Origin of the sequence: Bradyrhizobium sp. SK17 (assembly GCF_002831585.1) — a bacterium.
In the GTDB taxonomy this organism is placed as follows: domain Bacteria; phylum Pseudomonadota; class Alphaproteobacteria; order Rhizobiales; family Xanthobacteraceae; genus Bradyrhizobium.
The window spans coordinates 4,256,807-4,274,712 of sequence record NZ_CP025113.1; the positions used below are offsets into that span (position 1 = coordinate 4,256,807).

18 protein-coding genes are annotated in these 17,906 nt (G+C 65.7%); 10 read left to right on the forward strand and 8 right to left on the reverse strand.

The window, feature by feature from the left end:
* The first annotated feature begins 55 nt into the window (after positions 1 to 55).
* The 6 genes from cbbX (at position 56) to CWS35_RS19510 (ending at position 7,107) form a co-directional block, all read left to right on the forward strand.
* Positions 56 to 1,021 (forward strand): CbbX protein, encoded by a 966-nt coding sequence (gene cbbX / locus CWS35_RS19485; RefSeq protein ID WP_024579686.1) that lies wholly within the window; start codon positions 56 to 58, stop codon positions 1,019 to 1,021.
* The gene (locus tag CWS35_RS19490) at positions 1,018 to 1,734 is read left to right on the forward strand and encodes an HAD-IA family hydrolase (RefSeq protein WP_100953203.1); all 717 of its coding nucleotides are present in this window, start codon (positions 1,018 to 1,020) and stop codon (positions 1,732 to 1,734) included. The genes cbbX and CWS35_RS19490 overlap by 4 nt, the downstream gene beginning before the upstream one ends.
* Positions 1,735 to 2,323: 589 nt before the next feature.
* Positions 2,324 to 3,391: a multiple monosaccharide ABC transporter substrate-binding protein gene (gene chvE, locus CWS35_RS19495; RefSeq protein ID WP_100953205.1), complete on the forward strand. Its 1,068-nt coding sequence runs from the start codon at positions 2,324 to 2,326 to the stop codon at positions 3,389 to 3,391.
* A gap of 57 nt (positions 3,392 to 3,448) precedes the next feature.
* Entirely contained in the window at positions 3,449 to 5,029 is a 1,581-nt protein-coding gene (gene mmsA, locus CWS35_RS19500) for a multiple monosaccharide ABC transporter ATP-binding protein (protein WP_100953207.1), read from the forward strand.
* Positions 5,026 to 6,216 carry a multiple monosaccharide ABC transporter permease gene (gene mmsB, locus CWS35_RS19505; RefSeq protein ID WP_024579690.1) on the forward strand — a complete coding sequence of 397 codons (1,191 nt, stop codon included), beginning with the start codon at positions 5,026 to 5,028 and terminating at the stop codon, positions 6,214 to 6,216. The genes mmsA and mmsB overlap by 4 nt, the downstream gene beginning before the upstream one ends.
* A gap of 57 nt (positions 6,217 to 6,273) precedes the next feature.
* Entirely contained in the window at positions 6,274 to 7,107 is an 834-nt protein-coding gene (locus tag CWS35_RS19510; RefSeq protein WP_245438577.1) for an inositol monophosphatase, read from the forward strand.
* 202 nt (positions 7,108 to 7,309) lie between these two features.
* Here the strand turns inward: CWS35_RS19510 and CWS35_RS19515 are convergent, their stop codons facing one another.
* Positions 7,310 to 8,578: a glycosyltransferase family 87 protein gene (locus CWS35_RS19515; protein WP_157817187.1), complete on the reverse strand. Its 1,269-nt coding sequence runs from the start codon at positions 8,576 to 8,578 to the stop codon at positions 7,310 to 7,312.
* Positions 8,579 to 8,891: 313 nt separating this feature from the next.
* Between CWS35_RS19515 and CWS35_RS19520 the strand changes: the two genes are divergently transcribed.
* On the forward strand, positions 8,892 to 9,587 hold the full coding sequence (locus CWS35_RS19520) for a DUF4336 domain-containing protein (RefSeq protein WP_100956519.1): 696 nt from the start codon (positions 8,892 to 8,894) through the stop codon (positions 9,585 to 9,587).
* A gap of 50 nt (positions 9,588 to 9,637) precedes the next feature.
* Here CWS35_RS19520 and CWS35_RS19525 read toward each other — a convergent pair whose 3' ends face one another.
* Positions 9,638 to 10,864, reverse strand: a complete 1,227-nt coding sequence (locus tag CWS35_RS19525; RefSeq protein ID WP_100953211.1) for an ABC transporter substrate-binding protein — start codon at positions 10,862 to 10,864, stop codon at positions 9,638 to 9,640.
* 175 nt (positions 10,865 to 11,039) lie between these two features.
* Here CWS35_RS19525 and CWS35_RS19530 point away from each other — a divergent pair, with 175 nt between their 5' ends.
* Together CWS35_RS19530 and CWS35_RS19535 are read left to right on the forward strand one after the other, a co-directional pair.
* The gene (locus tag CWS35_RS19530) at positions 11,040 to 12,671 is read left to right on the forward strand and encodes an NAD(P)/FAD-dependent oxidoreductase (protein WP_100953213.1); all 1,632 of its coding nucleotides are present in this window, start codon (positions 11,040 to 11,042) and stop codon (positions 12,669 to 12,671) included.
* 139 nt (positions 12,672 to 12,810) lie between these two features.
* Positions 12,811 to 13,221 (forward strand): cupin domain-containing protein, encoded by a 411-nt coding sequence (locus tag CWS35_RS19535; protein ID WP_100953215.1) that lies wholly within the window; start codon positions 12,811 to 12,813, stop codon positions 13,219 to 13,221.
* Positions 13,222 to 13,231: 10 nt separating this feature from the next.
* Here the strand turns inward: CWS35_RS19535 and CWS35_RS19540 are convergent, their stop codons facing one another.
* The 6 genes from CWS35_RS19540 to cobU all read right to left on the reverse strand — a co-directional run bounded on the left by CWS35_RS19540 (position 13,232) and on the right by cobU (position 16,815).
* Positions 13,232 to 14,278: a LacI family DNA-binding transcriptional regulator gene (locus CWS35_RS19540; RefSeq protein WP_100953217.1), complete on the reverse strand. Its 1,047-nt coding sequence runs from the start codon at positions 14,276 to 14,278 to the stop codon at positions 13,232 to 13,234.
* Positions 14,279 to 14,397: 119 nt separating this feature from the next.
* Positions 14,398 to 15,135, reverse strand: a complete 738-nt coding sequence (locus tag CWS35_RS19545; protein WP_100953219.1) for a CbtA family protein — start codon at positions 15,133 to 15,135, stop codon at positions 14,398 to 14,400.
* A gap of 10 nt (positions 15,136 to 15,145) precedes the next feature.
* Positions 15,146 to 15,343 (reverse strand): CbtB-domain containing protein, encoded by a 198-nt coding sequence (locus CWS35_RS19550; RefSeq protein ID WP_024579699.1) that lies wholly within the window; start codon positions 15,341 to 15,343, stop codon positions 15,146 to 15,148.
* A complete protein-coding gene (locus CWS35_RS19555; protein WP_100953221.1) occupies positions 15,340 to 15,624 on the reverse strand; it encodes a hypothetical protein in 285 nt (94 codons plus the stop codon). Before CWS35_RS19555 ends, CWS35_RS19550 begins: the two co-directional genes overlap by 4 nt.
* A 22-nt stretch (positions 15,625 to 15,646) precedes the next feature.
* Positions 15,647 to 16,279, reverse strand: a complete 633-nt coding sequence (bluB, locus tag CWS35_RS19560; RefSeq protein ID WP_100956521.1) for a 5,6-dimethylbenzimidazole synthase — start codon at positions 16,277 to 16,279, stop codon at positions 15,647 to 15,649.
* Between the two features lie 32 nt (positions 16,280 to 16,311).
* Entirely contained in the window at positions 16,312 to 16,815 is a 504-nt protein-coding gene (gene cobU / locus CWS35_RS19565; RefSeq protein ID WP_100953224.1) for a bifunctional adenosylcobinamide kinase/adenosylcobinamide-phosphate guanylyltransferase, read from the reverse strand.
* 149 nt (positions 16,816 to 16,964) lie between these two features.
* Between cobU and cbiB the strand changes: the two genes are divergently transcribed.
* Positions 16,965 to 17,906 (forward strand): adenosylcobinamide-phosphate synthase CbiB, encoded by a 942-nt coding sequence (gene cbiB / locus CWS35_RS19570; RefSeq protein WP_168226351.1) that lies wholly within the window; start codon positions 16,965 to 16,967, stop codon positions 17,904 to 17,906.

The following is a 17,906-nucleotide window of genomic DNA, read 5'->3' on the forward strand; positions in this document are numbered from 1 at the left end:
CACTTCTCCGTCGTCGCCGCAGCGGCGACGGAGCTTTTCTGAAAGCGAGAGGATAATGACGCAAGCGCAGGAACAAGTCCAAGAACAGACCAGCGAACTTGTCGACGAGCAGATCAGCGAGACGCCACCCGAGACCATCGACCTCAGGCTCGAATTCGCCGATCTCGGAATCGGCGAGGTGCTCGACCAGCTCGATTCCGAACTGATCGGCCTGAAGCCCGTGAAGACCCGCATTCGTGAGATCGCCTCGCTGCTGCTGGTCGAACGCATCAGGCAGAAGATGGCGCTGGCGACCACGTTTCCAACCTTGCACATGTCGTTCACCGGCAATCCCGGTACCGGCAAGACCACCGTTGCGCTCAAGATGGCCGGCATTCTGCACAAGCTCGGCTTCGTGCGCCGCGGCCACGTCATCAGCGTGACGCGCGACGATCTCGTCGGGCAATATATCGGCCACACCGCGCCGAAGACCAAGGAGATCCTGAAGAAGGCGATGGGCGGCGTGCTTTTCATCGACGAGGCCTATTACCTCTATCGCCCCGAGAACGAGCGCGACTACGGCCAGGAGGCGATCGAGATCCTGTTGCAGATCATGGAAGCGCAGCGCGAGGATCTGGTGGTGATCCTGGCCGGCTACGGCGACCGGATGGAGAAGTTCTTCCAGAGCAATCCGGGCTTCCGGTCGCGCATCGCGCATCACATCGACTTCCCGGACTATTCCGATGGCGAGCTGCTCTGGATCGCCGAGCTGATGTTGCAGCAGCAGAATTATCGTCTGTCCCCGGAAGCGCGCGAGGCCTTCGCCCGATACATTGCCATCCGCAAGCAACAGCCGCTGTTTTCCAATGCGCGCTCGATCCGCAACGCGCTCGACCGCATCCGGTTGCGCCAGGCCAACCGGATCGTGGCCAAGCTCGATCGCACGCTGACGGCCGACGACGTGATGTCGATCGAGGCCGGCGACGTGCTGGCCAGCCGGGTGTTCGGCAAGGGGACCGGCGCGGCGGGCGAGGGGCGATGAACGAGGCGCTCGCGGCGATCCGCACCAGGGCGGCGCGCGAGACGATCGCAGGCGCCCGCGCGCTGATCTTCGACGTCGACGGCACGCTCGCCGAAACCGAGGAGGTGCACCGCCGCGCCTTCAACGCGGCGTTCGCCGAGGCCGGCCTCGACTGGTTCTGGGATCAGGTCACTTACGCGCGGCTGCTTCGGGTGGCCGGCGGCAAGGAGCGCATCCGCGCCTTCGATCAGCGCAATCCGGTTCCGTCGCTGAGCTTCGCCGAGATCGCCGGACTGCACCGCATCAAGACCGCGCGCTATGCCGCGCTGATCGCGGCCGGCGGCTGCCCGTTGCGGCCGGGCGTGCGTGCGCTTGTTGGCAACGCGCGCCGGCGTGGCCAGCGGCTGGCGATCGCGACCACGACCTCGCACGGCAACATCGACGCGCTGCTTTCGGTCGCGCTCGGGCTGGGCTGGGCCGATCTGTTCGAGACGATCGTCGCCGGCGACGATGTTCCGCGCAAGAAACCTGCGCCCGACGTTTACGTCGAGGTGCTGGCCAGGCTCACGCTTGCGCCGGCGGACTGCATCGCCGTCGAGGATTCCGGCAACGGCCTCGCCGCCGCTGCGCGCGCCGGGATTCCCGCGATCATCACCCGAAGCGCGTATTTCGGCGATGATGATTTCACCGGGGCGCTGCTGGTGGTCGATGATCTCTCCGAGATCGACGAATAGGGGACGCAGCCGGGCAGCTCGCTCCGATCAATTTATTCAGATACTTAAATAAATCGCGCTTGCATCCATCCCCTAGTAGGGGCAACCTTGGCCGGAAGCAGTGCCGATCCGCCATACGCTCTGACGGTAGGTGATAAACAGCAACAATTCCGGGAGACGGCGCCTCATGATCCTCAGTGCCCCGGATGAATTTATTCGGCTGATTGAATAAATCGTGCTTGCATCCATGGTAAGGCAGGGGCACCATCCACCCAAGGTTGCCAGATGCAGGACCAGGCCACCGGAAGTTATGGGGGACGTTGGTGCTTGCAAGAATTCCGGGAGACAGCGCCTCGTGATCCTCCAGGTCTACGCCTCGTTCGTCCCACGGCATGACCGGCGGGTGACCGGGCACGGCGGGATCGACAGAGGTGATCGCGCGGAGTGAGCATGGCGCTGTTGACGGGTTCAATCGACATTCCGCGACTTCGGTTCGTGACGGCCCGGTGCCGATCTGGCATCGCTGGAGATCTGCGACCAGCCAACGAATGATCGCCATCGATTGATGCTGGCGACGGTACTTCAACTCAAAAGGCCAAGGGAGAGACGCATGTTCAGACTGAAGGTCTCGGTGGTTGCGCTGGCGTTGGCATGTTTCGGCGGGGCCGCGTCGGACGCGTCCGCCCAGAGCAAGCCGACCATCGGCATCGCGATGCCGACCAAATCCTCGGCGCGCTGGATCGACGACGGCAACAACATGGTCAAGGTGCTGAAGGAGCGCGGTTACGGCACCGACCTGCAATATGCCGACGACGACATTCCGAACCAGCTCTCCCAGGTCGAGAACATGGTGACTAAGGGCGCCAAGGTGTTGGTCATCGCGGCGATCGACGGCACCACGCTGTCCGACGCGCTGAAACAGGCCAAGGCGCAAGGCATCACGGTCATCGCCTACGACCGTCTGATCCGCGACACGCCGAATGTCGATTATTACGCGACGTTCGATAATTTCCAGGTCGGCGTGCTGCAGGCGAGCTCGCTCGTGAATGCCCTCGGGCTGAAGGACGGCAAGGGGCCGTTCAACATCGAACTGTTCGGCGGCTCGCCCGACGACAACAACGCCTATTTCTTCTACGACGGCGCGATGTCGGTGCTGAAGCCCTACATCGACAGCGGCAAGCTGGTGGTCGCCAGCGGCCAGATGGGTATGGACAAGGTTGCGACCCTACGCTGGGACGGCGCCACCGCGCAGGCGCGCATGGACAATCTGTTGAGCGCGTTCTACGGCAAGAAGCGCGTCGATGCCGTGCTGTCGCCCTATGACGGCCTGTCGATCGGCATCATCTCCTCGCTGAAGGGCGTCGGCTACGGCAGCAAGGACCAGCCGATGCCGTATATCAGCGGCCAGGATGCCGAGGTGCCCTCGATCAAGGCGATGCTGCGCGGCGAGCAATACTCGACCATCTTCAAGGACACCCGCAATCTCGCCAAGGTCACGGCCGACATGGTCGACGCCGTGCTGAGCAAGAAGGAGGTCACCGTCAACGACACCAAGACCTACAACAACGGTGTCAAGGTGGTTCCCTCCTATCTGCTCAAGCCGGTCGTGGTGGACAACACCAATTGGGAGAAAGTCCTGATTGACAGCGGCTACTATAAGCGCTCGCAATTCGACTAGGGCGGGCGAGCGGGGAGCGCCGCGCCGAGGCCGACTGACATTGCGGGACATGATCCGATGACGGCAATGCTGGAGATGCGCGGCGTCAGCAAGAGCTTTGCCGGCGTGCAGGCGTTGCGCGACGTCGGTTTCACCGTCGAAGCCGGCCAGATCCATGCGCTGGTCGGCGAGAACGGTGCCGGCAAGTCGACCCTGATGAAGGTGCTGAGCGGGGTCTATCCCGCCGGCAGCTATGACGGGTCGATCCTGTTCGACGGCGAGGAGCGCCGGTTCGGCGACATCAACGATTCCGAAGAGCTGGGGATCATCATCATCCACCAGGAGCTGGCGCTGATCCCGCTGATGTCGATCGCCGAGAACATCTTTCTCTCGCGCGCGCCGTCGCGGTTCGGAGTGGTGGATCGCAACGCCGTGTACCGGCGGACCGCCGAGCTATTGGCGCAGGTCGGCCTGCGGGAATCGCCTGATACGTTGGTCACCGACCTCGGCGTCGGCAAGCAGCAGCTGGTCGAGATCGCCAAGGCGCTGTCGAAGCGGGTGCGCCTTCTGATCCTGGACGAGCCGACGGCGAGCCTCAACGAGGCCGACAGTGCCGCATTGCTGGACCGGCTGCTGGTGTTCCGCGAGCAGGGCATCGCCTCGATCTTGATCTCGCACAAGCTGAACGAGGTCGCGCGCGTCGCCGACCGCATCACCGTGCTGCGTGACGGCCGCACCGTCGACAGCATCGATTGCCGGACCGAGCAGGTCGACGAGGACCGGATCATCCGCAGCATGGTCAACCGCGACCTCGCGCATCGCTTCCCGGAGCGCAACGTTGCGATCGGCGATCCCGTGATGACGGTCGAGAACTGGTCGGTGTATCACCCGCTGCACACCGCCCGGCAGGTGATCAAGAACGTCGACTTCACGGTGCGGCGCGGCGAGGTGGTCGGTATCGCCGGCCTGATGGGCGCCGGCCGCACCGAGTTCGCCATGAGCCTGTTCGGCCGCGCCTGGGGCTACAACATCACCGGCAGGATCAGCCTCGACGGCCGCGAGACGCATCTTCCGAACGTGCCGGCCGCGATCCATGCCGGCCTTGCCTATGTCACCGAGGATCGCAAGCAGCTCGGGCTGGTGCTCGCCGACGACGTCCGCAAGAACGTGACGCTGGCGAGCCTCCGCCAGGTGTCGGAGCGCGGCGTGATCGACGATGTCGTCGAGCTGAAGGCCGCGAGCGATTACCGCAACCGGATGCGGATCCGCTGCTCCGACGTCTATCAGGAGACCGGGCAGCTCTCGGGCGGTAACCAGCAGAAGGTGGTGCTGTCGAAATGGCTGATGACCGATCCGCAGGTGCTGTTGCTGGACGAGCCGACCCGCGGCATCGACGTCGGGGCGAAATACGAGATCTATTGCATCATCAACGAGCTCGCGGAGGCCGGCAAGGGCGTCGTGGTGATCTCGTCGGAAATGCCCGAACTGCTCGGCATCTGCGACCGGATCTGCGTGATGAATGACGGCGCGTTCGTCGGCGAGTTCGGCAAGGACGAGGCCACGCAGGAGAAGATCATGCGCGCCATCATGCGCAATGTCCGGATCTCCGGCAACCTCGTCCATGATGCTGCCGTGCGGGTGGCAGGAGGAGCGCAATGACCGACAAGACGGTGTCACTTCCCGAGGCGCCCAAGCATTCCGGCTTCATCAAGAACAATCTGCGCAACTACGGCATGCTGCTGTCGCTGCTGGCGATCATGCTGTTCTTCGAGATCGTGACCGACGGCACGCTGTTGCAGCCGGTCAACCTCACCAATCTCGTGCTGCAGAACAGCTACATCGTGATCATGGCGCTCGGCATGCTGCTGGTGATCGTGACCGGGCATATCGACCTTTCGGTCGGCTCGGTCGCCGGTTTCGTCGGCGCGGTCGCGGCGGTGCTGATGGTGACGTACCACGTCAGCTACCCGATCGCGTTCATCGCCTGTCTGCTGGTCGGTGCCGCGATCGGCGCGGCACAGGGCTACTGGGTGGCCTATTTCAAGATTCCGTCCTTCATCGTGACCCTGGCGGGCATGCTGGTGTTCAAGGGCCTTGCGCTCGCGGTGCTGCAAGGCAGGTCGGTCGGGCCGTTTCCGCCGACCTTCCAGAAGCTCTCCTCGGGCTTCATCCCCGAGCTGTTTCCGAGCGCCGGCACGCTCTATCCGACCTCGCTTGCGATCGGCATCGTGCTGGCATTCGCGCTGGTGCTGGCGAGCGCCAGGGGGCGCGCGCGCGAGCAGTCGCACGGCATCGAGGTCGAGCCCTACGCGTTCTTCGTCGCCAAGAGCATCGCGCTGGCGGGCGCGGTGCTCTATTTCACCTATCTGATCGCCTCGCATCGCGGCCTGCCGAATGTGCTCGTCATCATGACCGTGCTGATCGCGCTGTATGGCTTCGTCACACGGCGCACGGTGATCGGCCGGCAGATCTATGCGGTGGGCGGCAATGCCAAGGCCGCGAAGCTCTCCGGCGTCAAGACCGAGCGGCTGACGTTCTTCACCTTCGTCAACATGGGCGTGCTGGCGGCGCTGGCCGGATTGGTGTTCGCGGCGCGGCTCAACACCGCGACCCCGAAAGCCGGCCTCGGCTTCGAGCTCGACGTCATCGCCGCCTGCTTCATCGGCGGCGCGTCGGCCTATGGCGGCGTCGGCCGGGTCGGCGGCGCGGTCGTCGGCGCCATGATCATGGGCGTGATGAACAACGGCATGTCGATCCTCGGCATCGGCATCGATTACCAGCAGGTGATCAAGGGCCTCGTGCTGCTCGGCGCCGTCTGCATCGACGTCTACAACCAGCGCCGTTGACCGCCACGTGGTCATATTTCTGCGGTAAGGTGCCTGCGCAATGCAGGAGAATGCCGCGTGAAATTGTCCCATGCCGATGCGCTGAACATCGGAAACATCCTCGCCGAAGTCGGCCACCGCGAGATCATGCCGCGGTTCCGCCGCGTGCGCGAGATCGAGGTCCGCACCAAGACATCCGCGTTCGACGTGGTCACCGAAGCCGACGAGCTCGCCGAGCAAGCGATCTCGGCGGCACTGCTTCGGGCCTTTCCGGATGCTTTGATCGTCGGCGAGGAAGGCACGGCGCGCGACGCGACGGCGCTCGACCGGATCGGAACCGCGGACCTTGCCTTCATCATCGATCCGATCGACGGCACGCGCAATTTCACCTCCGGCTTGTCGCTGTTCGGCACCATGGTGGCCGCGACCATCCGCGGCGAGATCGTGTTCGGCGCGATCCACGACCCCGTCTGCAACGACACCGCGTTTGCTATGCGCGGCGAGGGCGCCTGGCTCGAGCTACCGGACGGCAGCCGCTACGATCTGAAGGTCGCCGCGCCCGCGCCGGTCAGCCAGATGGACGCGATCGTCGGCGTCAACTTCCTGCCGGAGCCGTTGCGGACCACGGTCGCCGGCAATCTCTCCAAGCTCGGCATGACGGCCTGGCTCCGATGCGCGGCGCATGAGTACCGCATGGCGGCGTCTGGCCATTGCCACCTGCTGTTCTACAACAAGCTGATGCCGTGGGATCATGCCGCGGGCTGGCTGCTGCATCGCGAGGCCGGCGGCTACAGCGCGCATTTCGACGGCTCACCCTACCGGCCCGTCAACCTGACCGGCGGCCTGCTCTGCGCGCCCGACGAAGCGAGTTGGCATGCGGCGCAGCAGGTGATCCTGACGCGGGCGGGTTAGTTCCATGCCGGAGGTAATGCGCAACTCTTTCCATATGTCGTCCCTGCGAAGGCAGGGACCCATACGCCGCAGCGGATGCAGGTGAAGGGACTCGCGGTTTTGGCATGGCCGCAACAATAGCCATTCGGGGTTCGCAGGGGCGACACGGAGCATGTTGCACGGCTGGCCTCTCGAGCCGCCAGGGTCTGCGCGGTCGGGCCGATCAGTGATTGGCAGTTTCTGCAAGCGGCGGGCGCGCGATGCGTCGCGCGACGAGAGCGACGAGCGCCGCACAGGCGAGCGGCGCCAATTGCACGCCGTTGGCGGCCGCAGGCACCATGACGAATGGCGTCAGGTAAAGCGCAGCGAGTGCGATGCGTTCGTAGGGCAGCCAGCCTTGTGCCAGCGCTTGCGCGATCAGCCACGCGCCCGGGATCGCCAGGATCACCACCTCGTAGCTGCCGAGTGAGGGGACGCAGAGGCCGGTCGCTGCCACCATCAGCGCGATCTCGGCGGCGCCGCCGGGGCGCTTTCGCAGCACAAGGACGAGGACTGAGATCGCGATCGCGGCTGCCATCAGCTGGATGAGCCAGGCGGTGCTGCTCGTTCCGCCGGCCAGCCTGATCGCGGCGAACGGACTTACGAACTTCTCGAAGCCGGGCCGGCCATCCAGGCTCCAGGCCTTTGCTTCCGGCAGGACGCCGACAAACTTGATCCACGGCTCGATGCCGAAGATGGCGGTGGTAGCCAGTACCAGCACGAGCGTTGTCGCGATCGCCGCGGCGAGCGCGCGCCAGCGCCGTGTCAGGATCAGGACGAGCGGCGCAAGCAGGGCGAGCTGCGGCTTGTAGCTGAAACATCCGAGCAGCACGCCCGCGATCGCCGGATAGCGATCCAGCGTCGCGGCCGATCCGCCGAGCAGGGCCGCCGAGAACAGCGAATTCTGCCCGAACAGCGCGCATATCCATGCGCCGGGAAAGGCGAGCGCGGGAACGATCGATCCGCCTTTGAGCATGGCCCGCATCGCAGCCGCATAGGCTGCGCCGGTCGCGGCGATCCAGATGAAGGCGGCCGTGGCGAAGGACACCAGCGCGAACGGAAGCCAGAACCACAGCGACGTCGGCGGGTAGAAGAACGGCGGGTAGCTGTTCTGGCCGAACAGGGCGGCGACGGCGGCGCGGCCTGCATCGCCATAGGCATCGGCGGCGCGGCCTTCGAGGGCGAGCTTTGCCGCGGTCCAGAATGCCGCGAAGTCGTGGCCGACATCCATCGTCGGCGCGAACCATGGAATGCTCGCAACGCAGCCGATGAACAGGAGGAGAAATATCCGCGTGAAGGCGGTGACCCGATCGGTCGTGAGCCACTCGGCGTCACGTAGCGCCGAGACCAGTCCGCCTGCGCCGGACCTGACCGACGGCGTATGCGCATCGGCGGCCTGCGTCAGAGCTGTCGGCGCATGGGGGGCTTGGCCGACGGCCGTGCGCTGGGGCATAGCGCCATCACGGCACGCGCGATCCGGCGCGCCCGCGAGGCCACGTCCGGCATCATCCGCGAAGGCCAGCCCGTGTCCCCCGAGATCCGATTTTTGCGACATCGGCCGCTTCATCCCAATCGCGTCGTGCACAGCCAACGTTTGGATCAAATCGTCTAAGGTTGCGTAAACCCGATCGTCGCAATTGGCATCGGAACCAGGTGCCGCCATGGCCCTTGCCGGCAGTGCGTCGCACCGGGCATGGTAAAGGAAGCCGGAATGCCGGCGGCAGCGTGCCGGCTGGTTCGGCTCGGACTTGCGACGGTCAACCGAAATGGCGGTACTGCTGAACTTCGGCCACGACATCTGGATTGCCGGAGGACCGAACGTGGCGGTCGCCGGGTTTCATTATCCCACCCGGATGGCGGTCGTCAGGCTTGCGGACGGCAGCCTGTTCGTCTGGTCGCCGGTCCGGCTGACAGAGGAGCTGCGGGCGGCCACGGACGCGCTGGGCCATGTCAGGCACATCGTGGCTCCCAATTCGCTGCATCATCTGTTTCTCGCCGAATGGAAGCGAGCCTATCCGGCCGCCGTGCTCCATGCCCCGCCGGGCCTGCGCAAGCGGCGCCGTGATATCGCCTTCGATGCCGATCTCGCCGATGGAGCGAGCCTTGATTGGGTCGGGCAGATCGACCAGGTGGTGATGCGCGGCAACCTGATCACGTCGGAGGTGGTCTTCTTTCATCTGGTGAGCGGCACCGTGCTGTTCACCGACCTGCTGCAACAGATTCCCGCCGAACTGGTCTCGGGCTGGCGGGCGACGATAGCGAAGCTCGACCTCATGGTCGGACCGGAGCCGTCGGTACCGCGTAAGTTCCGCATTGCCTTCACCAACCGCCGTGCCGCGCGCGCGGCCTTGCAACGCGTCCTGGCGTGGCCGGCCGAGAAGGTGCTGATGGCGCATGGCACGCCGGTCGAGCAGGATGCGCCGGCATTCCTGCGCCGCGCGTTCGCCTGGCTGGCCGGATGATTGATGCGTGCGTCATGTCCGGGCAAGTCCGAACATGACGCACGGAGGCTTTACTCGCTGCCGACTTCGCCGGTGATGATGTTGCCGAACAGCGTCCAGCTCTCGCCTTCGAACCGCATCAGCTGCGACTGTTCGATCGGCCGGAAATCGTTCGGGCCGGTATTGATCCTGATTCCGGGCAGGATCATCTTCGGCGCAAAGTCCTTCAGGCTGGCGGCCTGCTTCATCACGTTCTCGCGCGTCAGATCGTCGCCGCACTGCTTGAGCACTTGCGCGAGCGTTTGCGCAGCGGCGTAGCCATAGACGTGATTGCCGTTGGTCTTGTCGCCGTCGGGCATGTACTTGTCCATGAACGTCCGCCATTCCTTGGTCTCGGCGTCGTCGGCCCAGATCTTGTCGGTCGGGTCCTTCAGATAGGCGACCGAGATGATGCCTTGTGAATGCTCGACGCCGGCGGCGCGCATTACCGAGGCGACCGAGGTCGCCGTCGAGGTCAGGAAGAAGGTCGGCTTCCAGCCGAGCTCGGCGACCTTCTTGATGGTCTGCGCCGCGCCCTTCGGCGCCGCCCAGGTGAACAGGATATCGGCGCCCGAGGCGCGCAGCGCCACGATCTGCGAGTCCAGCGTCGGATCGGTGAGCTCATACGACTTGTCGGCGACGATCATGCTGCTCGCCTTGTCGCCGAGGCCGTCGCGCAATCCCTTCAGCGCGTCCTTGCCGGCGTCGTCGTTCTGCCAGAGCACCGCGATCTTGCCGTTCGGGAATTTGTCCAGGATGTATTTGGCGTAGATGCGGCCCTCGCTCTGGTAGTTCGGCTGCCAGCCCATCGTCCAGGGAAAGTTCTTCGGATCGCCGAACCGCGTTGCGCCCGACGCGATGAACAGGTGAGGGACCTTCTTGGCGTTGAGATATTTCTGGATCGCGACATTGGGCGCGGTGCCGAGCGGCTGGAACACCAGCAGCACCTCGTCGCCTTCGACCAGCTTGCGTGCCTGCTCGACCGATTTCGGCGGCGAGAAGCCGTCGTCATAGCTGATGAAATCGACCTTGCGTCCGTTGATGCCGCCCTGGTCGTTGATCATCTTGAAATAGGCCGCCTCGGTGCGGCCGATCGCGCCGTAGGCGGAAGCGGGGCCGCTATAGGGCATGATGTTGCCGATCTTGATCTCGGTATCCGAGACCCCCGGGCCGTAATTCTTCTGCGCAAGCGCGGGCGACAGCGCGCCGATCATTGCCGCGGCTGCCACGCATGCGCGAAGACGAAATCCCTCCAACATCCCTCAGTCACTCCCTGATTGTTCGCTGATCGCCTTGTGGCGTCCGCAGGCCCGATGGCCGGCGCGTTGACGCCCGGCGGCAATTATCGTATGCGCTTCCGGTCTGGAAACGTTTCCAGAGTAGCGCGTGTTCCCGCTGATGGCAATAATCCCTGCGACCGGAGAGATGTGACAAATGAGCAGACTGGTGCAGACGAGCCCGGACCACGGCGCGAGGCCGCCGCTGGTTGCCGAATGCGATGCCGTCGTGGTCGGAGCCGGCTTCGGCGGGCTGTATGCCATCTACCGGTTGCGCGAGCTCGGGCTGAAGGTGATCGGCATCGAGGCGGCAGCCGACGTCGGAGGCACCTGGTACTGGAATCGCTATCCCGGCGCACGCTGCGACATACCGAGCCTGTTCTACTCCTACACCTGGTCGGAAGAGCTGCGGCGGGAATGGCGCTGGAGCGAGAAATACGCTGCCCAGCCGGAGATCCTGCGCTATGCGCAGCGTGTCGCCGATCGGTTCGAGCTGCGCTCGCTGATCCGCTTCGACACCCGCGTGACCAGCGCCGACTGGGACGAGGCCGGCGAGAGCTGGACCGTGCGCACCGATCGCGGCGATTGCATCGTCGCGTCGATTTGCGTGATGGCGACCGGCAATCTCTCGATGCCGAACAAGCCGAACGTGCCGGGCCTGGAGCGGTTTCGCGGGCCGGTCTATCACACCGGACAGTGGCCGCATCAGGAGATCGATTTCTCCGGCCTGCGCGTCGCGGTGATCGGCACCGGTTCATCGGGCGTGCAGACCATCCCGATGATCGCGAGGGCGGCGAGCCGCCTGACCGTGTTCCAACGCACGCCGAACTACTCCGTGCCGGCGCGCAACGCGCCGCTGTCCGACGCCGATATCGCCGCCGCCGAACCCGTGATCGCCAGATATCGCGAGAGCCTCGAGACACCGGAGTTCGGACGCGTGCCCGCCAATGCATTCGAGGCGCCGGTGCCGGGGCGCGACGAGCAGTGGGCGCGCTATGAACAGCTCTGGGAGCAGGGTGGCGGCGGCATCCTGACCGCGTTCCCGAACATCCTCACCGATGAAGCCGTCAACGACGTCGCCTGCGACTTCGTGCGCGACAAGATCCGCGGCATCGTCGACGACGCGACCACCGCGGCGGCGCTGTCGCCGCAGGACTATCCGCTCGGCGTCAAGCGCATCTGCATCGATACCGGTTATTTCGCGACCTACAACCTGCCGCATGTCGAGCTCGTCGACCTGCGCGCCGAGCCGCTCACGGCGGTCACCGAGACCGGCCTCGAGACCGCGACGCGGTCTTTCGCGCTCGACGCGCTGGTGCTGGCAACCGGCTATGATGCGATGACCGGGGCACTTGCCGCGATGCAGATCCGCGGCCGCGACGGCACGAGCTTGAAGCAGGCCTGGGCCGACGGGCCCAGCGCCTATCTCGGCCTGATGGTATCCGGCTTTCCGAACCTGTTCATCGTGACCGGCCCGGGCAGCCCATCAGTCATCGGCAATGTGATCCACGCCTGTGAGAACCATGTCGAATGGATCACCGCCTGTCTCGGCAGCATGCGCGCAAAAGGATTGACGCGGATCGAGCCCGAGCGCGATGCCGAGCAGGCCTGGATGGCACATGTCGCCGACGCCGCCAGCCGCACGCTCTATCCGAAGGCCAATTCCTGGTACCAGGGCGCCAACATCGCCGGCAAGCCGCGGGTGTTCATGCCGTATGTCGGGCAGGGCTACCGCCATCGCATCGCGCAGATCGCGCAGCACGGTTACGAGGGATTTGTATTGCGCTGAGCGTTTGCTTTCCGTCATTGCGAGCGGAGCGAGGCAATCCATCGCGAGGCATACGCGGATCAATGGATTGCTTCGGTCCGCTCGCAGTGACGAATGAAGCTGGAACCGTTTCCAGATTGGAAAAGTTGGAGGACTGAAGATGGACATCAAGCGCGCAGGAACGGTCCCGAGCCGCCGCGGCAACGCCGAATGGTTCAGCGGCACCGTATGGGCTGATGGGATCGTCAACGCACCGGCGCCGGCGCGGGTGCAGGCCGCGCGCGTCACGTTCGAGCCGGGCGCGCGTACCGCCTGGCACACCCATCCGCTCGGCCAGACGCTCCACGTCACGGCTGGCGTGGGATATGTGCAGAGCTGGGACGGTCCGATCCGGGTGATCCGCCCCGGCGACGTGGTGTGGATTCCGCCGGGCGAGAAGCACTGGCACGGCGCGGCGCCGACCACGGGCATGAGCCATATCGCGATCCACGAAGTGCTCGACGGCGACTACGCCACCTGGATGGAGCACGTCTCCGACGCGCAATACGCGGCGGCGCCGCAGGCCGATTGATCGCGCGAGGCTATTTTCGGCCCCGCGCCGGCGTTGCCGGCGCGGCGCAGGAATGGCGCAGGATCAGGCGTGTCGGCAGGAATACCGGCTCGCTGCTGCGGGGCTTGTCGTCGTCGCGGATCTGCTCAAGCAGCAGCCGCGCGGCGGTGCGGCCGACCTCGTTCATGTCCCAGCTCAAGGCCGAGATCGCGGGCGTCGCATGGCGGGCGAGGTCGGTGTCGCCGCTGCACACCAGCGAGACGTCCTGCGGATAGCGCAGGCCGTTGCTGGTGATCGCCTCCAGCACCTCGGCCAGCATGCTGGTGCCGAGCGAGATGATCGCGGTGGGCGGCTTTGCCGATTGCAGCAGCTGGCACACCGAGCTGAAGGCGGTGTTGGCGCCCTGCATGTGCGGGCGGATCAGCGTGGGGTCGACCTCGATCTTCGCTTCCTGGTGCGCCTGCCGGTAGCCCGCGAGCCGCTCCGTGCTCGGCAGCACCGCGGCGCTGCCGGTGAGCAGCGCGATCCGGCGATGGCCGAGGCCGAGCAGATAGCGCGTCGCCTCCAGCGCACCGCCGCGATGATCGACCCGAACCGGCACGCTGCCCGGCACGTCGCGGTCCACGCTCACGCAGGGCAGGTCGAGCGTCGCCAGCCCCTTCATGAAGTCCTTGTGGGAATTGTCGCCGGCGAACAGCAGCAGGCCATCCATCTGGCGGCGGCGCACCGCCGACAGGAACGCGGCCTCGCGCACCTCCTCGTGCTTGGTGGCGGCCAGCATCAGCAGGAAGCCGGCGCGCTGGAACTCCTCCTCCGCCGCGCTCACCATGCCGGTGTAGTGCGGGTTGGAGAAGTCGGCGACCATGCAGCCGATCGTGTTGGAGGCCCGCGAGCGCAACGCCTGCGCCGCCTGGTCCGGCTCGAAGCCGAGACGCTTCACCGCGCGCATGATGCGGGCGTGCAGCTCCGCGCTGGTGTAGATGCCGCCATTGAGCGTGCGGCTGACGCTCGAGACCGATACGCCGGCCTCGGCCGCGACGTCACGAATCGTCGGTCGTGTCCGTCGTGTCTTGGCCATCGGTGGTTGGATCCCGTCGGTTCGGCGTCGCGCCGTCAGCCCCGCGGCAGACGGCGTAGCCGAACCTAATCAGGCTCCGCCGCGAATCTCAATTGATTCCTGTCGCGATGGTTGTCGCGTTACGCCGACGCCGGCCGATCGAAATAGGCGAAGGCCGTGCTGGTCAGGCTGCCGAGCAGGGCCCAGAATACCAGGCTGGTCAGCGTCACGGCGACCACGAATTGATGCGACAATGACGAAGGCACGTTGGTCTCGACATGCTCGAGCTCGGGCGCGCCGATCAGATGCGGCAGCATGATCAGGGCGACGCCGGCGATGGCGGCCGGTGCCGAGCGCCTGAACACGATCAGTCCGAGGCCGGCGGCCGTCGCCAGCACCGCCGTGATCCACCAGATCTGGCGCGAGAGCAGCGGCGCGGCCGGCACACCCGGCAGTTCGGGCGGCAGTCCAAGACCTGGCGCGATCGTGAAGACGGCAAAGCCCGCGAGCCCCCACATCAGGCCTTCGTGCCAGGAGATCGGTTCGCCCGTCGCACCACTGCGGACGGCGAAGAAGCCGCCGAGCAGGAGTGCGAAGCCGATCGCGGTCAGGATGTTCGCGCCCGCCGTGTAGAGGTTGCGCTCCAGCCCGTCCTTCGGCTCCCATGCCTCGGCGCCATGGTCATGATCTGCCGCGTCGTGCACGAGGACGACCTGTGGCGAGGCTGCGGCTTCATGCTTGTGCTCGGCCGCCTTCTCGTAGACCTCGGCCTTGAGGATCAGCGGAACGGTGCCGAACTGCTGGGCGGCGGTGACGATCAGGCCAACGATGAATCCGGCAATGACCGATGAGAAGACGATCGAGCGAAACGTGCTCATGCCAACGGGATCAGTGGCAGGGGAATGCGTTGGAATGACGCACGTCGTGCGCGGCATTGTGGACCACGTCGATGTGCGAGAATCCGACCACGCCGACAATGAACAGACCGAGCGTCATCGCCATCAGCGACTGCGCAAGCCGTCCGACCTGTCCGGCGGCAACCGGCAGATGCGCCGTCTGGGTTTGCGTAGCCTGGGATTGGCTCATGGTCGTTCTCCACCTTCGATTTGATCGGCTTCTAGCAGCTTTCGGGCGATGTCGCGACTGGTAAGATGCAGATTTGTTCCAAGCGGGATGCGCTTGCGTCGGATCTTGTCGCGTGCCGCGGCCCGGAACGCGTCTTCGTGTCGCTCGAAATAGCCGATGCAGGCCGCCGGCTCTGGCTCCATGCCGAGCAAGGTCCGAAACGCACCCCGATGCACTGCGCAGATCGCGCTGTGCTGCGGGAGAGCAAAGACCAGCGAAGCGATGTCGGCGCGCCACTGCACGCCGCCACTCGCGGTCGCGCGGTCAGCGTCGGATGGTGAACTCACCGGCACCTCGTCGCGATTCCCACTTGGCCTGCTCGAGCTCCGGACGGTCGCATTCCGCCTGAGGGTATCCGATGCAGAGATAGCCGACGAACTTCCACGACGCGGGCACGTCGAGAATGTCGTGGATGCGGTCCGGGTTGAGGATCGATACCCAACCGAGCCCGATCCCCTCGGCGCGCGCGGCGAGCCACATCGAGCAGATCGCGGCCACCACGGAATATTCCGTGGTCTCCGGCATCGTCGCGCGGCCGAGGCCGGCGCCGATCTGGTCGGTCTTCTCGGCGAACACGGCAAGATGGCCGGGTGCCTCTTCGAGGCCCGACAGTTTCAGCGCGGCATATTTCGCGGCGCGCTCGCCCGAATAGGACCGCAGCGCATCGGCGTTGCAGGCCTTGAAGTCTTCGATCACGGCACGGCGCCGCGCTCTGTCATCGACCATGACGAAGCGCCAGGGCTGGCTGAGGCCGACCGAAGGCGACAGGCAGGCGATCTCGATCAGCCGCTCGATCGTCCGATCCGGCAGCGGATCGGTGCGGAAGCGCCGCACGTCGCGTCGCCACACGAACAGTTCGTGCAGTTGATGGCGAAACGTGTCGTCGAACGAGACCATCGCGGAGCCTTTGCCAGGATCGGTCGCGGCGTTCATTTTAGCTTCATCGGCAGGCCGGCCACAACGAATTCGACCTCGTCGGCTGCGGCTGCGATCGACTGATTCATCAGGCCGGCGGCGTCGCGGAACGTTCGCGCCAGCGCATTGTCGGGCACGATGCCGAGGCCAACCTCGTTGGTGACCAGGATCACCGGGCTGCGCTGGCGCGGCAGCGCAGCCGCCAGCCGCGTGACCTCCTGCGACCAGTCGCGCTCGGCATGCAGCAGGTTGGACAGCCAGAGCGTCAGGCAATCAACCAGCCTTGCGCCGCCGCCATCGGTCGCGGACAACGCCTCGACGAGATCGAGCGGCACCTCGCGTTCGATCCAGTCGTTGCCGCGCCGCGCGCGATGCCGGGCGATCCGCTCGTCCATTTCAGCATCGAGCGCCTCGGCGGTGGCGATATAGACCGGCTGCCCCGGAAAGGCGCGCGCACGACCTTCGGCGCGCCGGCTTTTCCCGGATCGCGCCCCGCCCGTGATCAGAATGACCGCCATATCATCTCCTGTGCGACCGGCATCCGCTTCCGCTCGAAAACGCTCTAACCACCAATCGCGGTGAAAGACAAAGCCGAAAATCCACCGGCGAGGGCTTGCGCTCGGCCGACGTCTTGCGCATCACGGGAGATCGCGGCGAGGAGAGATGCGTGGGTTTTGCGGGAGCGATGGTGGTGGCGATGGCCGTGGATGCCTTGATCGGCTGGCCGTCCCCGCTGTTTGCGCGCATCGGCCATCCCGTGACCTGGCTCGGTTGGCTGATCAATTTGCTTGATGGCGCCTGGAACCGGACATCCGATCCGTCGCCATTTCGCCGCGCGGCAGGCGCTGCGGCGGCGATCCTGGTGATTGCGCTGGCGGCCGCGCTCGGCTGGGCCGTTCAGTCCATGCTCGCATCCGAATGGGCGGGTGTCGTCGTTGTCGGTGTGCTGGCGTGGCCGCTGGTGGCGTTGCGCTCGCTGCATGACCATGTTGCCGCGGTGGCCAAGCCGCTGGTCTCCGGTGACATCGCAGCTGCCCGTCTGGCGGTCGGGCAGATCGTCGGACGCGATCCGGCGATGCTCGACGATGCCGGCATCGCGCGCGCGAGCATCGAGAGTCTTGCCGAGAACGCGTCCGACGGCATCGTGGCGCCGGTGTTCTGGGGCGCGCTGTTCGGCCTGCCGGGAATCCTGGGCTACAAGGCGATCAACACGCTGGACTCCATGATCGGGCATCGCACCGAGCGGCACGAAGCATTCGGCTGGGCGGCGGCCCGGATCGACGATCTCGCCAACATCATTCCGGCGCGGCTGACCGGGCTGATGTTCGTGCTGCTCGCGCCAGACCGTTCGCAGGCGTGGTCATGCACGCTGCGCGATGCACGGCGGCATCGTTCGCCGAATGCCGGCTGGCCGGAAGCCGCGATCGCCGGCGCGCTCGGCGTGCGGCTCAGCGGCCCCCGCATCTATCACGGGCACGTCGCGGACGAGCCCTGGCTGAACGAGGCCGCGCGCGATGCGGCCGCCGCCGACATCCTCGCCGGGCTGACGCTCTATCGCCGTGCCATGACGCTGCTGGCCGGGGTGTTCGTCGCGCTGGCGTTGCTGTAA

Coding starts and splice junctions, on each gene's coding strand:
- mmsA (WP_100953207.1), top strand. CDS start 3,449: ATGACGGCAATGCTGGAGATGCGCGGCGTCAGCAAGAGCTTTGCCGGC.
- CWS35_RS19525 (WP_100953211.1), bottom strand. CDS start 10,864: ATGTTGGAGGGATTTCGTCTTCGCGCATGCGTGGCAGCCGCGGCAATG.
- bluB (WP_100956521.1), bottom strand. CDS start 16,279: ATGGTCTCGTTCGACGACACGTTTCGCCATCAACTGCACGAACTGTTC.
- chvE (WP_100953205.1), top strand. CDS start 2,324: ATGTTCAGACTGAAGGTCTCGGTGGTTGCGCTGGCGTTGGCATGTTTC.
- CWS35_RS19540 (WP_100953217.1), bottom strand. CDS start 14,278: ATGGCCAAGACACGACGGACACGACCGACGATTCGTGACGTCGCGGCC.
- CWS35_RS19515 (WP_157817187.1), bottom strand. CDS start 8,578: ATGCCCCAGCGCACGGCCGTCGGCCAAGCCCCCCATGCGCCGACAGCT.
- CWS35_RS19530 (WP_100953213.1), top strand. CDS start 11,040: ATGAGCAGACTGGTGCAGACGAGCCCGGACCACGGCGCGAGGCCGCCG.
- mmsB (WP_024579690.1), top strand. CDS start 5,026: ATGACCGACAAGACGGTGTCACTTCCCGAGGCGCCCAAGCATTCCGGC.
- cobU (WP_100953224.1), bottom strand. CDS start 16,815: ATGGCGGTCATTCTGATCACGGGCGGGGCGCGATCCGGGAAAAGCCGG.
- CWS35_RS19490 (WP_100953203.1), top strand. CDS start 1,018: ATGAACGAGGCGCTCGCGGCGATCCGCACCAGGGCGGCGCGCGAGACG.
- cbbX (WP_024579686.1), top strand. CDS start 56: ATGACGCAAGCGCAGGAACAAGTCCAAGAACAGACCAGCGAACTTGTC.
- CWS35_RS19545 (WP_100953219.1), bottom strand. CDS start 15,135: ATGAGCACGTTTCGCTCGATCGTCTTCTCATCGGTCATTGCCGGATTC.
- CWS35_RS19520 (WP_100956519.1), top strand. CDS start 8,892: ATGGCGGTACTGCTGAACTTCGGCCACGACATCTGGATTGCCGGAGGA.
- CWS35_RS19550 (WP_024579699.1), bottom strand. CDS start 15,343: ATGAGCCAATCCCAGGCTACGCAAACCCAGACGGCGCATCTGCCGGTT.
- CWS35_RS19535 (WP_100953215.1), top strand. CDS start 12,811: ATGGACATCAAGCGCGCAGGAACGGTCCCGAGCCGCCGCGGCAACGCC.